The organism is Priestia sp. J2, from assembly GCF_020790095.1.
Lineage (GTDB): Bacteria > Bacillota > Bacilli > Bacillales > Bacillaceae_H > Priestia > Priestia zanthoxyli.
The window spans coordinates 3351771-3365574 of record NZ_CP086208.1; the positions used below are offsets into that span (position 1 = coordinate 3351771).

General features: G+C 36.9%; 15 protein-coding genes. 4 read left to right on the top strand and 11 right to left on the bottom strand.

Features of this window, described 5'->3' with window-relative positions; translation table 11 throughout:
* Positions 1 to 93: 93 nt before the first annotated feature.
* The gene (locus LJY09_RS17260) at positions 94 to 294 is read left to right on the top strand and encodes a hypothetical protein (protein WP_099331191.1); all 201 of its coding nucleotides are present in this window, start codon (positions 94 to 96) and stop codon (positions 292 to 294) included.
* A gap of 201 nt (positions 295 to 495) precedes the next feature.
* Here the strand turns inward: LJY09_RS17260 and LJY09_RS17265 are convergent, their stop codons facing one another.
* Positions 496 to 1749 (bottom strand): erythromycin esterase family protein, encoded by a 1254-nt coding sequence (locus LJY09_RS17265; protein WP_154973887.1) that lies wholly within the window; start codon positions 1747 to 1749, stop codon positions 496 to 498.
* Positions 1750 to 1889: 140 nt separating this feature from the next.
* Complete coding sequence (locus LJY09_RS17270; protein WP_154973888.1) at positions 1890 to 2954, bottom strand: beta-carotene 15,15'-monooxygenase; 1065 nt, start codon at positions 2952 to 2954, stop codon at positions 1890 to 1892.
* Between the two features lie 189 nt (positions 2955 to 3143).
* On the opposite strand from LJY09_RS17270, the gene LJY09_RS17275 reads away from it, so the two are divergent.
* On the top strand, positions 3144 to 3446 hold the full coding sequence (locus tag LJY09_RS17275; protein ID WP_028414656.1) for a hypothetical protein: 303 nt from the start codon (positions 3144 to 3146) through the stop codon (positions 3444 to 3446).
* Between the two features lie 417 nt (positions 3447 to 3863).
* Here the strand turns inward: LJY09_RS17275 and LJY09_RS17280 are convergent, their stop codons facing one another.
* On the bottom strand, positions 3864 to 4190 hold the full coding sequence (locus tag LJY09_RS17280) for an antibiotic biosynthesis monooxygenase family protein (RefSeq protein WP_028414657.1): 327 nt from the start codon (positions 4188 to 4190) through the stop codon (positions 3864 to 3866).
* A gap of 232 nt (positions 4191 to 4422) precedes the next feature.
* Here LJY09_RS17280 and LJY09_RS17285 point away from each other — a divergent pair, with 232 nt between their 5' ends.
* Complete coding sequence (locus tag LJY09_RS17285; protein WP_154973890.1) at positions 4423 to 5247, top strand: hypothetical protein; 825 nt, start codon at positions 4423 to 4425, stop codon at positions 5245 to 5247.
* A gap of 291 nt (positions 5248 to 5538) precedes the next feature.
* On the top strand, positions 5539 to 6405 hold the full coding sequence (locus LJY09_RS17290) for an alpha/beta fold hydrolase (RefSeq protein WP_223546198.1): 867 nt from the start codon (positions 5539 to 5541) through the stop codon (positions 6403 to 6405).
* 234 nt (positions 6406 to 6639) lie between these two features.
* Here the strand turns inward: LJY09_RS17290 and LJY09_RS17295 are convergent, their stop codons facing one another.
* The 8 genes from LJY09_RS17295 to LJY09_RS17330 all read right to left on the bottom strand — a co-directional run bounded on the left by LJY09_RS17295 (position 6640) and on the right by LJY09_RS17330 (position 13679).
* Positions 6640 to 8103, bottom strand: coding sequence for a sensor histidine kinase (locus LJY09_RS17295; protein ID WP_154973892.1), 1464 nt, complete (start codon positions 8101 to 8103; stop codon positions 6640 to 6642).
* Positions 8091 to 8768, bottom strand: coding sequence for a response regulator transcription factor (locus LJY09_RS17300; protein ID WP_154973894.1), 678 nt, complete (start codon positions 8766 to 8768; stop codon positions 8091 to 8093). The genes LJY09_RS17295 and LJY09_RS17300 overlap by 13 nt, the downstream gene beginning before the upstream one ends.
* A 7-nt stretch (positions 8769 to 8775) precedes the next feature.
* Entirely contained in the window at positions 8776 to 9549 is a 774-nt protein-coding gene (locus tag LJY09_RS17305; RefSeq protein ID WP_155009945.1) for an ABC transporter permease, read from the bottom strand.
* A 13-nt stretch (positions 9550 to 9562) separates the two neighbouring features.
* A complete protein-coding gene (locus LJY09_RS17310; protein ID WP_028414663.1) occupies positions 9563 to 10390 on the bottom strand; it encodes an ABC transporter permease in 828 nt (275 codons plus the stop codon).
* A complete protein-coding gene (locus LJY09_RS17315; protein WP_028414664.1) occupies positions 10387 to 11112 on the bottom strand; it encodes an ABC transporter ATP-binding protein in 726 nt (241 codons plus the stop codon). Before LJY09_RS17315 ends, LJY09_RS17310 begins: the two co-directional genes overlap by 4 nt.
* 63 nt (positions 11113 to 11175) lie before the next feature.
* The gene (locus LJY09_RS17320) at positions 11176 to 11439 is read right to left on the bottom strand and encodes a YesK family protein (RefSeq protein ID WP_098113665.1); all 264 of its coding nucleotides are present in this window, start codon (positions 11437 to 11439) and stop codon (positions 11176 to 11178) included.
* A 53-nt stretch (positions 11440 to 11492) separates the two neighbouring features.
* A complete protein-coding gene (locus LJY09_RS17325) occupies positions 11493 to 11804 on the bottom strand; it encodes a hypothetical protein (RefSeq protein WP_098113664.1) in 312 nt (103 codons plus the stop codon).
* Positions 11805 to 12212: 408 nt separating this feature from the next.
* Positions 12213 to 13679 carry a SulP family inorganic anion transporter gene (locus LJY09_RS17330; protein WP_028414667.1) on the bottom strand — a complete coding sequence of 489 codons (1467 nt, stop codon included), beginning with the start codon at positions 13677 to 13679 and terminating at the stop codon, positions 12213 to 12215.
* Positions 13680 to 13804: the final 125 nt, after the last annotated feature.

A 13804-nucleotide genomic window follows, 5' to 3' on the forward strand; every position in this document is an offset into this window, starting at 1 on the left:
ACCGTTTATAGAAAATTACTTTGTAATGAATGGAATAATAAGGTATATTGTTATAAATGGTAATAATTTCATAAACCGAAAGCGAGGATACATATGGGCCTGTTACTAATTGCGGTTATTATCACGCTATCCATCATTTTAGATTACTTTATTTTTGACTATGAAGATAAGCACTGGGGCTGGTTGAAGAAAGCTTCTACACCCTTTAGAAGAAGTGTTATTGGCTGTTACTTGCTTATGTCGTTTGTTATTTATTTTGGTTTGAGTCTTCCGTATATTAAGCCTTTTTTATAAATATTAGTCTGCCTAAACTGGTTAGCCTATAACTCTTATCTAAAGGTTACAGGCTAACCCACTCATTTCACCACCACTACAAATTGTTTGTCTTCAAATTTGAACATTTCCCCTAATTCATAGATATCTACTTTTTTGCCCTGTTCTTTACTGCATGTATAGATTTTTAATGTGCACCTCTTCTTTGTTCATTACGATTTTTTATTTATTTTTACTCCGTTTAAGATACTCGGGCGGAGAAACAGATTCAACAAATAAAGCACCGTCTAGCTGATCACGCGGTACAAATAAAGTCGGCATAGTACCGCTTTCTAAAAAGATCGTTTTAGTGAATATCCATTTGTTGTCTGAGTTTTTTTCAAGCTGTGAGAAATCCGTAAATAACGCCGGTGACCGCACTTGATGCATGTAATCTTCTAGACTTTTTTTAGGCGGCTTCTCTATTTTATATGGCTGCCCTGTATCCGTATGTATTTCACCTTCATACATAAATAAGCCTAAGTAATAAGACTGTTCCTTTATTTTACTAGAGACAATTGCTCCTAGAGGTTCAAATCCCGTAAACGTTTTGTATTGCTTAAAGATATGAAGGTTATGGGCCCAAATAATAATTTTCTCGTCAGGGTACAGCTCCTGGCAAATCCATTCTAGATTTTCTTTCATTCTTTTTTCTCTTACTTTTTTATAGGTTCGGTGGTTATGGTGAATATGGTTAATAAAATATAAGCGATTTTGCAGACATCGAATAATCATTTTAAACTTACATACAAGCTCTTGATTTTTAAGATGCAAAACGTATTCTTCATGTAGATAAGCTTCTAAATCTCCTATCACTGCGCTTGCTTTTTCTTTAAACTCTTCAAACTCATGTAGCATTTCTGCTGGGACTTTTTTTCTTCTCGCTTTATATTGCCCTAGCTGGTAGTACCATTTATATACGCCTGCCTCAATGTATTCGATCTTTTCTATCACGTCTTTAGACACTACGGGACTCAGCTGCTGAACAAATTTTACGAAAAGATCAGGATTAGAAGAAGGATTAATATCGATTCCTATTAAACTTAAATCTGATTTTTTCATCAGCTGAAACAAAGACAGATTTTCTTTTGTTGCCCATAAAGAATAAATCGCGTTTTTTAAAAAGTCTTCATCTGTAAACTCTTCCTTTAACTCATTAGCACTATGGCATTCCGCCAAGCCGCTTTCAAATGCCAGTACGGTAAAATTCATTTCTTTATGTAGAAATTCTATTATTTTTGACTTCATCATATTATGTTCTCTTATGTTATGACCGTTTTCCCCTAACCACACAATTCTCTTATCTTTTACGATATGACGGAGAAATTCAAACTCTTGCAGCGTACATTCAACTGGTTTGCTTAAATGGATTGAGTTTTCAGATAGCCATTCTATAGAGTTTAAATACTTCTCTTTTCCTTTTGAAAAAATCCCCATATTCTATCCCCTTTCATCTCTTTACCTATTACTTCCATTTTACTAAAATACAGCTAACACTTCACTATTTATGTCCAATAGCTGATCAGCAGCAAAAAGACCTTATAGATATCTCTATAAAGCCTTATCTTTCTAGAATTCTAGATCAGCTCATCCCGCTTAGCTTTCTCCAAACGTTCTTTGACTATTTTCTTAAACGCATGTGGATCATCTACACGAATGGCGACCTGCTGATACTTCTTTTTAATTCCCATAAAAAGCGTCGCCTCTACTGGAGACTTTAGTGTTAGTAAAAGATCAGGATGAACGGTTTCAAAATCGCGTGCGATAAATTCAATCGTGGTGCTGGGTATTTTTCGTTTCAGGATGTGAGTGTCTTCTATTATTTCTTCAATATCTTTAAAAGAGATTTCCATACGCTTAGCTAAACCAAACGAAATGTATATGCGATCCTCTTCCACTCGTAAAGGGTTAAGCCTTAATGCTTGAATATCTCCTATAAAGAAAATAATGCTATAAATATTAAGGATCAGTAAAACGATTGAAAGAATTATAGACGTGTTGTGCAGCAGCCAGTGAAGTCCTAATGTTTCAATAACAATCGCGTGAATAATCATAATTTGAAACGTGACAAAACTTGAGCGTTTATACAGAGTAAACGTATTCTCTTCAGTACTCGGCTGCTTCTTCCACGTTCCAAACGCATAGTAAAACATCAGCATTTCTGAACACAGTACGTGTATAAACGGTTGTTTGGAGAACTTTTCGTTTACAGCCCGCGAAAAGGAAAATAAAAGCGGTAAAGAGCTTGATTTGATCCTTCTTAAAATAGGCGGTACGTTTTTGACTAGCATAAATAGCAGTGAAAGTTCAAACAAAATAAGTAGTCCTTCTATGCCAACTCCTAGCCACATAACCGACTGAAAAGAAGCCAAGTATTCACTCGGAATGATAAAACGCGCAGCAATAAGGCCTGTAGCCATTAATACAATAAAGTATTTGAGACTGAACTTACGCTGCCAAGCTAGAAATAAGAGCGGAGCCACAAGGCTTAAGTCTAAAATAGAACCTACTACTACTCCGTTGAAATTACCAGGCAACGACTGAAGTCCAAAAGAAGAATGATATAACACGTAATTTGAACTTATTACTAACAGCAGTAAAAAAAGAGCGACCAGAGACACCGTTTTTTTATGAAGAACCAAATAACCCACCTCACTTTTAGTTGGTGAAACACAAAAATTCCTGTTACTTCCATTTTACCAATGGAGTTGATTTAAGTCACTTTGTAGCGTGACATTGTGTTATAAAATCATTTTTTATTTACCAATTCTTCTATACAAATAATTTACAATGTAAAAAGAGTTTTACATTTATTGTAAGGAGGAGTAAGAATGGATTGGGTTAAAATTGTGTATTCATTCATCCTGTTAGTTTGCGGAATTTTGATTTTTGTTTCATCATCTTCTCGAAAAGGTGATGAAAGAAAGAAGTTTATCAGTACGAAGGCTCAATCATACGCATTTGTGGTAGTTATAGGTATGCTGATTTTAGAAGTTATAGAGTCCATTTACCGGACTTTTCAAGGGAAAAGTTCTTATGATGGCATTGGCATTTCGCCGCTAATATTTCTAACGATGATTTCAGTTATATATTTGATAACGTTTCTTACCTACAGAAAAAAATACGGTGATTAAATGAAAGCTCACAAGTAAGAAATAAAGAAATTGAGCTCATATTTTCTGGTGAAACGATAAATATAACCTCACTTTATAATTAGCCTCTAGATGACATCCGACAGTAAATGAGCTTGTTATAAGTGCTTTTAAAAGTAATAACTAGACCTCCTACTGAGGTTTTTTTTATGCACTCTTAAAATAAAACATCTCCCTTAACTAAACTCAGGAGATGATATTATAAACGGTGAGTTCATTAGCGTTTTCTTACTCTCTATTCTGTTTCTCAAGTAATTCAATCACTCGATCATTTTGTTTAACAATCGTTCTTAGCTTTGCTTCTATCGAACACAAAGTGATAAAAACGGCTATAAATCCTATAACGCCATAAAACATAACGGCTTCTCCCTTGTTGCAAAATAATCAGCCATATACGTCCTACATCTCAAAAAAGCTATGTCTTTCCACTTTACACACTCTAAGCGAAAACGTTTGATACCATTCTGTTTTTCCTTTGTGCTGGGCTACGCGGTGAGCTGAATGTTCTTTCCACATTTTGATTGATTCTAAGGAATCCCAGTATGAAACGGTAATGCCTAAATCTTGATCTCTGGCACTTTCTATTCCTAAAAAGCCTTTTTGTTTAGATGCAAGCTCCACCATTTTATCTGCCATTAGTCCATAACCCTTCTCACCTTCCGTTCTTTCAGAAGCAAAAATAACGGCATAATAAGGCGGTTCGGGGGTTTTAGCAATTCCACTCATATTGATTTCCTCCTTTAGACATCATATTAATAGTAAAAAAGTATAAGTACATAATTAGTTTTTTTATTACCTTTATCTTCTTTTAGCACTATTTTTATAAATTCCATTATAATACCTTTTTAAGTTTACCTATACAAAATGTAACATTTAATAGTATATAAAGATAAATATTCCATTTATATGATATAGTCTTTATAAGTAAGTAATAAACAAATAGAAATGGAGTTTCAACATGAGGAACATAAGCAAGATAACAACAGGTACCATTACAATCGCTTTGGCGCTTGGATTAATGGAGTGCAGTCACACAACTTCAAACAATGAGAGCATAGATGGAAGCGAGGCAAAAAAAGAGCTGGCCATAGAGCTGAAATTTCTGCAAAACGAGTCCGAACGCTTAATTAATAATGACGGAAAGATAGAAGATAAAACGTTTCAAAGCTACAAAAATGATTTTAACCTGCTGTCTGCGTCTATTAATAGTACGTCAAAAGTAGAAACACAAAGTGATAGCGAGCTAAAAAAAAGCATAGCCCACTTAGCAAAAGACGTAGATACTTTAACAGAAAAAGAGTATGTAACATCCTATAAAAAATTCAATTCAAGCAAGACGATCTATGAAGTTACGCTCATGAACAATATGCATGACGTTATAGATGCAACAAAAACTTCGGAAGAAAGCATTAACGTGTTAGACTCATTTGATGATAAACACTTTCATTCTTCCGAAGCACAAATAAAAAAAGATATGGGGCCTGCGATTAGTCATATCAACACCGCATCTAAATATAAAATAGAGCTCATGCAAGACGAAATCCAAAAGCATCGCGACAGTTATACAAAGCTCCAGCTCGAACAATTAAAAAAAGCCACTCATAATTTTGATTTGTCTCTTAACGATCAAATTAAATCGATTCAATCCTATAAACCTATAAGTGGAGATTATAATATAAGCAGAAACTTTCGCTATAATTCCTATGATAAATATACAAATGCCTGTGTATACATTACTGACTTTGAATCTAATTTAGGAATTGCCAAGGCCGGTGATTTTTAAAAAAAGGCTCTCTATAAAGTACTTTTAGAGAGCCTTTTTGCTGTATTCATTACAAACGCGATTTCTTTATTTCTAGCGTTCTATAAATATTTTCTTCTCATGAGCCAGATAAAGCATCGCGTACATCCTAGTTATATCAAGGTTATATTTCACAAATAATAACCAAAATAAGGGTTTTAAGAGAGCTTTATAGCTCATTTACCGCGTCAGGAAACCTTATTGTTTGATACATCAACTAATAAAGAGTAAAGTTTTTCTATAATAAAGGTTAAAAGCGAAAGGATGAGTAAGATGTTTAAAGACGGTTATGTAAAAGTAAATGATGTAAATCTTCATTATGTAACAAAAGGTGAAGGCGAGCTTATGCTGTTTCTACACGGATTCCCTTACTTTTGGTATACATGGCACCATCAGTTAGAAGAGTTTTCGAAAGATTATCGCGTGGTAGCTGTAGATATGCGAGGCTATAACTTATCAGATAAGCCAGAAGAAATTTCTTCTTACAGCATGCCCATTCTAATGGAAGATGTAAAGCAACTAATTGAAGCATTTGGTGAAAAAGAGTGCGTGCTAGTGGCGCATGATTGGGGCGGCGCTGTAGCATGGGCATTTGCTTATACATATCCGCAGTATGTCAAAAAGTTAGTGATGTTTGATGCACCGCACCCTTACACATTTATAAGAGAGCTTGCTGAAAATCCTGCTCAACGAGAAGCAAGCAGCTATATGAGCTTTTTCCAAAAGCCAAACTCTCAGGATGAGCTACTCGCGAATCATAGTGAAAAATTAAGAAACATGCTGACGGAGCCTGGCATCAAAAAAGGCTATTTAACAAAAGAAGAAGAAGCTAAATACGTAGAGGCGTGGAACCAGCCGAATGCAATGAAATCCATGCTTAACTACTACCGTGCGTCTTCCCTTTATCCGTTTGAAGAGCGCGTTCATAAACCTGTAGCACTGCCGCATAAAGTATTCGAATCTCCAACTTTAATTGTATGGGGAAATGCGGACGAAGCGTTTGAAAATAGTAATTTAGATGGAATTGAAGAGTACGTTCCAAACGTAACGATTCACCGCTTAGATGGTGTAGGACATGCTCCTCAACATGAGCAGCCAGAAAAGGTGAATGAATTTATGAGAGAGTTTTTAAGCAAATAAACGAGAGAAAGACTGCAGAATACGGTATACCGCCGTTTTGCAGTCTTTTTTTAAATGCTAAAAGCTAATTTCATCTATTTTTTACATGATTGGTTTATTTTTCAACGTTTTAACAAGTGCATACCGGGTATAAATTTTACTGTACAGATGCAGTCCCCCCAAAGGAACATGTACATTTCTTTCTTACTTACCCTTTTTGGAACTCTCTTTTTTGAGGGTTCTTTTTTTACGCATTTACTCTTTCCTTATCGGAAGAACAATCTTAAATAATGCCCCTCCCGTCTCTTTATTATCGACCGTGATGCTTCCTCCGTGGTTTTTCACAATGGAATGAGCAATATAAAGACCTAACCCTAAGTTTCCGTGGCCGCTTGTTCTTGACGCATCTTCTCTGTAAAACTTTTTAAACACCTGCTCTTTGTTCGATAACGCAAAGCCGGGACCCGTATCATGTATTTCAAAAATCACTTCGCCGTGATGAATGACGGTATTCCACCCTATTTCCCCTCGTTCAGGCGTGTAGCGAATACAGTTTGTAATAATATTATCTAATACTTGAGAAATGCGCTGAGGATCTCCGTAAAATTGACTTGATGCTTCTGCTTCACTAACCGAAGGTAAAAAAGCAATCTCTTTTTTTTGACATAAAAGCTGAAACTCGTCTGCTTTCTCATGAACAAATGAGATTATATCGATTGGCTCTCTCTTTACGGTAAAGCCCGGATTTTCGATCACAGATACTTCTTGCAGCTGATTTAATAGCTGAATCGAACGCTGTGTATTTGTGTAAATCGTATGTAAATATCGATTAAGCCTCTCCGGGTCTCTTTTGCTTCCTTCTACTAAAATTTCCGTATGTCCATGAATAATCGTAAGAGGCGTTCGTAAATCATGCGCAATCGCAGCCGTCATATCTTTGCGGTCTTCTTCTAGCTGCCACTGTTTAGCTAACGATTGCTTTAATTCTTTTCGCATTTCTTCAAAGGCGTGAAGCAGCTGACTTAATTCTTTGGCGTCTTGAGTGACCGACAGCGAAAAATCTAAATTATTATGCTGAATATTTTTAGCTGCGGTCATCAGCTCATTAAAAGGCCGTTCAATTTTTTTGCTAAATCGTCTTCCAAACAAATAAGCAAACAAATAAAAGTAAAGAAACGGGCTGGCTAGCGATACAAATGTGACAAGCGCAACGATCCATTTAATATTCGGATTAGCAGAAGCCATATTTAATTGATATCTTAGCGCAATCGCCCCGTTTACTTCGTCTTTTGAATTAAAAAGCGGATAAACTTTTATAATATATTTACCTGAGCGGATATTGGTATTGACCTGAGAGTAAAAATCCCGTTTATTTTTTATGTATGAAGTGGACATGGACCCATACACAATTTGCCCTTTTTTATTTATAATTTGATAATCCATTCCTTCTAGCGGAATCACCGCTTCTACTTGGTTTTTAGCATCTCTTGAAAGGAGCGCATCTTCTTTTTCTTTTACGAACTGAAGAATATCAGGAATTTGTTTTTCATAATAATTTGCGGGATTCAGTGCTCCGGGCATAAGAAACCAGTTTACTGCAATCACAATGCCCCACGTTAAAAGCGTCGCAAGCAGGCTGTACACCAAGATCAAATGAAAGGATAACACAAACTGCGCTTTTAACGTCGCCCGGTTCATCCATTTTTTTATTTTATCCATTTGTAACCAATTCCCCAAACGGTCGAGATATAAGGTGTTTCGTCATATTTTAATAGTTTTGCTCTAATTTTCTTTACGTGTTCCGTAATCGTAGACGAATCTCCTTCCGCGTCGTAGCCCCACACTTTTTCATACAGCTGCTCGCGTGTAAAAACCTGACCTGGATGAAGAGCTAAAAAATGAATAATCTCAAATTCTCTTGAAGTAAACGGAATTACTTCATTGCTATGTAAAATTTGATAGCCATTTAAATCAATGGTTAACTCTCCAAAGTGAAGCCTGTTATAGGAGTTACTGTTAATTCTCTGCTCTCGGCGCAGATGGGCGTAAATGCGGGCTTTTAGTTCTTTCATGCTAAAAGGCTTAACTAAGTAATCATCTCCACCCACTAATAGTCCTTTTACTCGGTCCTGCTCCGTTTGTTTAGCGCTTAGAAAGATAATGGGGCATGATATGCTTTTTCGGATCATTTCACAAAGTGCAAAGCCGTCCATGCCTGGCATCATCACATCCAGCACAATTAAGTCTGGATTTATTTTTAACTTTGTTAACGCTTCTTGCCCTTCGTAAGCAAACACCACCTCATATCCTTCATCACTTAGCGCATCTTTCATAAAGGAAATAATGTCTTTTTCGTCGTCCACTAGTAAAATTGTTTGCTTCATCTCCATCTCACCCTACCCATTCCTTCTTTTTCCATACGAATAGGTTTATTATAAGGCTAATAAGCAAAATTGGAAATAATAGGTTCACTAAAAATTCAGAGTTTGGCCTGCTTAATTCATGAAAAACAGAATCAGTTACGGAGAAAAAGAAGCTTAGTTTATCTGACACATACACACTTCCAATTAAAGCACCAATGGTTGCGACGTAAGATAAAATGGAATTAGGCATAAGAACACTCAGGATACTCCCGATACTAATAACCGCTATAAAGATGCAAAAACAAATGCCATAAAATTTCAACGAATATAGTAACGCCCCTAAAGTCCCTAGCGTATGTCCGCCTAAAAATGTGGTTTCATTTACATGAGGCATAACCATTCTTCCAAGACATGTCCCCACTACCCACGTAATACAAAGAATAATAAAAACTAGTAAACATTGAACTGCCCACTTTACAAAAAACAGCTTCACGCGATGGTGCGGTCGAATTAGTACCATGCGCAGCGCTCCCGACGTATACTCGCCGTTAAAACTATCTGCCACAAACATAGGAATAACAATAAACGTAATCACAAACGATAGGTCTCGAAGAAGCAGTGGTGCTGAATTTAAAGAATCAATTTTTACGTCATGAGCCGCATCAAAAAATGAAATGCCTCCCCTTTGAAAGAAAAAGAACCAACTAAAAGCAAGTAATCCTATGTACACACCTAGTACCACTGCTGTCTTTTTCCGTTTAAACGTTCGCTCTAATTCACTGACAAAAAGTCCTGTCATCATGTCTTCTCTCCTTTTATAGAAACGATTCTTTTTTTCGAATAGCTACATACGTTAAACCGCCAAAAAATAAAATATAAAAACCTAAAACGCCGACATTCCACCCTACAAACTGCGGGTTTTCTGCCATCATGACTGTAATGCCCTGCCATTGAATCATCGGTACGGAAGTAAAGAAAAGCTGTCCAAAGAGCTCTTCACTCATCCACTGCCTAAACCCTCTTAATAAAGTAGGATACGAAAATGATATTAGTATAAAAGCAACCCCAATTCCAACAGCCGTAGTAGTCGTTTTGCTGATAACAGAGATAAAAAACAGCACACAGCATATTGCAATCGTCGTTAAATAGGCATATCCATAGAATGCAAGATTATATACTAGCGCTTCTTTTATGTTGAAGACATGGCTGTGATAAAATACAAAGTAGCTTTGCGGGTGTTCAAACATTAGAAAGCCTATCGCATAGCTCACACAGAAATACGTGATAAAAAACAGTAAATTAAACAGCAGAAGCGCTATGGCTTTTGCGAGGATGATTTCTTTAAACGAATACGATCGCATCATGACCATTCGCAGCTGTCCTGACCGGTACTCTTCAGTAACCACGAGCGTAATAAAAACTAAGAACATGGCATTAAAAACTGTAAATAACATTTCGGCTAAGCTCAGCACAGGAAAGTTTCCCGCAAACGTATACTGTGGTAAATCGACTGTGAGTGCTCCATTTTGTTTTTGGAGATAAGAAGAAGCAACTAACAGCACCACCGGCACTAACAAAAAGGTCAGCCAGGCCACTTTTCGTTTCCAAAGTCTTTCCCACTCCGCTACTAACAGCTCCTTCATTGCGACACCAGCTCTACAAACGCATCTTCAAGATTTTTACCGGATGCTAACTGATCTAAAGCGCCGTCCCACATTAGCTCTCCTTCTCTCATCACCACAATTTGATCACATACTCGCTGTAATTCATCCAGTAAATGACTAGAGATTAAAATCGTTTTGTTATAGTCACGTTTTAAGGTAAAAAGCAGCTCGCGCAGTTCACGTACGCCCATTGGATCTAAGCCGTTGGCTGGTTCATCTAGTATTAATAAGTCCGGGTCGCCTAGGAGCGCTTGAGCAATACCGAGTCTTTGCTTCATCCCAAGAGAATACGTTCGAACTTTATCATTTTCTCTGCCGGTTAATCCCACAATATCAAGCACTTCTTTTACTCTTTGCTGCCTTTCTTGCTTTGTTGAAAATGGATGCAGTCGAGCTAAGTTTGCCAGGTTTTCTTTTCCCGTCATATAAGGAAAAAAGATGGGTGACTCTACAATCGCACCAACGCTTTGCAGTGCTTCTTTTCTTTGTGAAACAATAGGTTTATTAGTAATAAAAACTTCTCCCCCAGTTGGTTTAATCAACCCCGTCAATAAACGAATTAACGTTGTTTTACCAGCTCCGTTTGGCCCTAGCAGTCCGCATATTTCCCCTTCCCCAATTTGAAACGATACTTCTTTTACTAAGTGACGACGTCTCACTTTTTTCGAAACGCTCTTTACCTCTAAAATAATATTTTTCATCTTAAATCCCCCCTACACGTAGTATAGGAGGGATTTATAAAGAATTTATAAAGTTTATAAAAATTATCCTACAGGTTTTTTGGCAATGATAAATGCAACAGTCGCAAACACAAGTAAACATACGCATAAAAACAAATAGCCAGCGCCTTCAAACCCTCTTACTTCTACATAGCCAATATAAAAAAACACAGCGGCAGCCATAACGGTAAGCATTGAAGGAAGCATTCTAATGACCTTGTTCCATTTCATTTTTCTGAACAGCCAAGTTAACATGAGTATAAGTACACCTGGCAGCAGTGCAATCAGTAAAGGACCGCCTATCATCATATCTATCAACCTCTCTAAATCCTTTTCATTCACTTAAAATAGAGATAATCAGCTTACGGCTCAGAAATTCCATTTGCAATCGCTAATAAAAACATCAAAGCAGAAAGCAACACAAAAAAGATGCTGTTTGTGATAATGCTAAACCACACGACGCTTGGCTTCTTTGTTCGAACTCCTAAAACTAACGCCACAATAAAGCCAACATCTATCGCAAAAAACAGCCACAGCGGAATAGTCAAATCACCGCTTCTACTTGGAAAAATTGAATTTGATGGGAATATCCGATTCGCAAAAAACACTACAAACGCAGCTGCCAGCAAAATAATTGTTAATACAATTGGCTTATTTTCTTTTGAAACACTCATTTCAAATACCCTCCTAACTAAAAAAAATAATACCATATAGTACTAAATTGAAATATACAAATTACAAACTTCATTCATTGTTCCAATAATCTTGATTTCTCAGATTAAAAAACCATATATTCAATAATATGGTAAAATCATTTATATAAAATCGTTTAAGGAGTCTATATATGAAACTGGATTCGAAAAGAAGAAACATTCAATCGAAATATAGAGAAAAAATAAACGTAAAAAAAGCGGAACGACAACATTCTGCCGAAGCCTTATTTGTTTTTGCCTTCTTTATACTGCTTGGTTTTCTAGTCTTCCAAAACTATATAGACTGGTAAAGAAAACAAGGTGACATATTTAACCGCAAAAGAAAAGGTTCAAATTCTATAGAATTTGAACCTAGGAATTATCACTCTCTTAATGAACTGATGCTCTTGCATTTGGCTTGTTGTAAGTCGCTAATCTTTGAAGTAATTCTTCACTTACATCATTTAAACCTGTCAGCTTCACCTCAGCAGACGTTTGTTCTTTTAGCTTCAGTACAATTTTATCGATAGCCGCTACGGCTGAGTCATCCCAAATATGCGCTTCTGAAAAATCAATTAAAATTAAATCTTGTTTTTCTGTAAACGAAAACGAGTTAACAAAGTCTTCTACAGAGGCAAAGAACAGCTGACCTTTTACTTCGTAAACTGTTCGATTTTCCGATTTCTTTGCTGATACGTCTAGCTTTGAAATTTTAGCCGCAAAGAAAACTGCACTTAAAATAACACCTGCAATAACTCCTTTTGATAAATCATGTGTTGCTACAACCGTGATCACCGTCACAAGCATCACAACGGTATCTGTTAAAGGAACTTTCGTTAATGTACGAAGCGAAGACCAGTCGAATGTTCCGATGGATACCATAATCATGACCCCGGCTAGTGCAGCCATTGGGATTTTAACAACCCAGTCCCCTAGCACCAAGATGAGAAACATGAGAAATATCCCCGCTACAAACGTTGATAAACGACCGCGTCCGCCTGATTTTACATTGATAACGGTTTGACCGATCATCGCACAGCCGGCCATGCCGCCAAAGAAACCAACGACGATATTCGCAATTCCTTGCCCTCTGCTTTCTTGGTTTTTATTACTAGACGTATCTGTCATATCGTCCACAATCGATGCCGTCAGCAGCGATTCCGTTAATCCGACAATAGATAATCCTAGCGCTGTTGGAAAAATGATAGACAGTGTTTCCATATTCCAAGGAACGTTAGGAATAGAAAACACCGGCAGTGATTTTGTAATTTCTCCTAAGTCTCCTACTGTACGCAAATTAAATCCTCCAAAAATAGCTACAATTGTCATGACGACAATCGCTACTAATGGCGAAGGCACTGCTTTTGTAAAGCGCGGTAAAACGTAAATAATAACAAGAGTTAACGCAACAAACACATACGTCATCGTTGAGATTCCTACAAAATGCGGAACTTGTGCCATAAAAATTAAAATCGCTAATGCATTCACAAATCCTACCATTACGGACCTCGGAATGAATTTCATAAAGCGAGCAATTCTAAAGATGCCAAACAGAAGTTGAATCACACCTGTTAAAATAGTCGTTGCCCATAAATACTCCATTCCATGCTCTTTTACGAGTGTCACCATCAGCAGGGCCATCGCGCCGGTAGCTGCAGAAATCATCGCAGGACGCCCTCCTACAAAGGCCATCACAACGGCGATACAAAAAGATGCGTGTAAGCCCACCATCGGATCTACTCCGGCAATAATGGAAAAAGCAATAGCTTCAGGGATGAGCGCAAGTGCTACGACAATACCTGAAAGAATATCTCCTTTCACGTTGCCAAACCACTCCACTTTTAATTTATTGAACATGATAACCAAAAACACCTTTCTCTCTATAGTCATAAACGTTTACTGTACGCTTTTCTAGATTTTGGACAATAAAAGTAGTAAAATAGAAAATAAACAGCACCTAAATGGAACGTTTATGGTACTTT

Coding starts and splice junctions, on each gene's coding strand:
- LJY09_RS17325 (WP_098113664.1), bottom strand. CDS start 11,804: ATGAGTGTTTCAAAAGAAAATAAGCCAATTGTATTAACAATTATTTTG.
- LJY09_RS17305 (WP_155009945.1), bottom strand. CDS start 9,549: ATGATGACAGGACTTTTTGTCAGTGAATTAGAGCGAACGTTTAAACGG.
- LJY09_RS17265 (WP_154973887.1), bottom strand. CDS start 1,749: ATGGGGATTTTTTCAAAAGGAAAAGAGAAGTATTTAAACTCTATAGAA.
- LJY09_RS17285 (WP_154973890.1), top strand. CDS start 4,423: ATGAGGAACATAAGCAAGATAACAACAGGTACCATTACAATCGCTTTG.
- LJY09_RS17295 (WP_154973892.1), bottom strand. CDS start 8,103: ATGGATAAAATAAAAAAATGGATGAACCGGGCGACGTTAAAAGCGCAG.
- LJY09_RS17280 (WP_028414657.1), bottom strand. CDS start 4,190: ATGAGTGGAATTGCTAAAACCCCCGAACCGCCTTATTATGCCGTTATT.
- LJY09_RS17310 (WP_028414663.1), bottom strand. CDS start 10,390: ATGAAGGAGCTGTTAGTAGCGGAGTGGGAAAGACTTTGGAAACGAAAA.
- LJY09_RS17260 (WP_099331191.1), top strand. CDS start 94: ATGGGCCTGTTACTAATTGCGGTTATTATCACGCTATCCATCATTTTA.
- LJY09_RS17315 (WP_028414664.1), bottom strand. CDS start 11,112: ATGAAAAATATTATTTTAGAGGTAAAGAGCGTTTCGAAAAAAGTGAGA.
- LJY09_RS17290 (WP_223546198.1), top strand. CDS start 5,539: ATGTTTAAAGACGGTTATGTAAAAGTAAATGATGTAAATCTTCATTAT.
- LJY09_RS17330 (WP_028414667.1), bottom strand. CDS start 13,679: ATGTTCAATAAATTAAAAGTGGAGTGGTTTGGCAACGTGAAAGGAGAT.
- LJY09_RS17320 (WP_098113665.1), bottom strand. CDS start 11,439: ATGATGATAGGCGGTCCTTTACTGATTGCACTGCTGCCAGGTGTACTT.
- LJY09_RS17275 (WP_028414656.1), top strand. CDS start 3,144: ATGGATTGGGTTAAAATTGTGTATTCATTCATCCTGTTAGTTTGCGGA.
- LJY09_RS17300 (WP_154973894.1), bottom strand. CDS start 8,768: ATGAAGCAAACAATTTTACTAGTGGACGACGAAAAAGACATTATTTCC.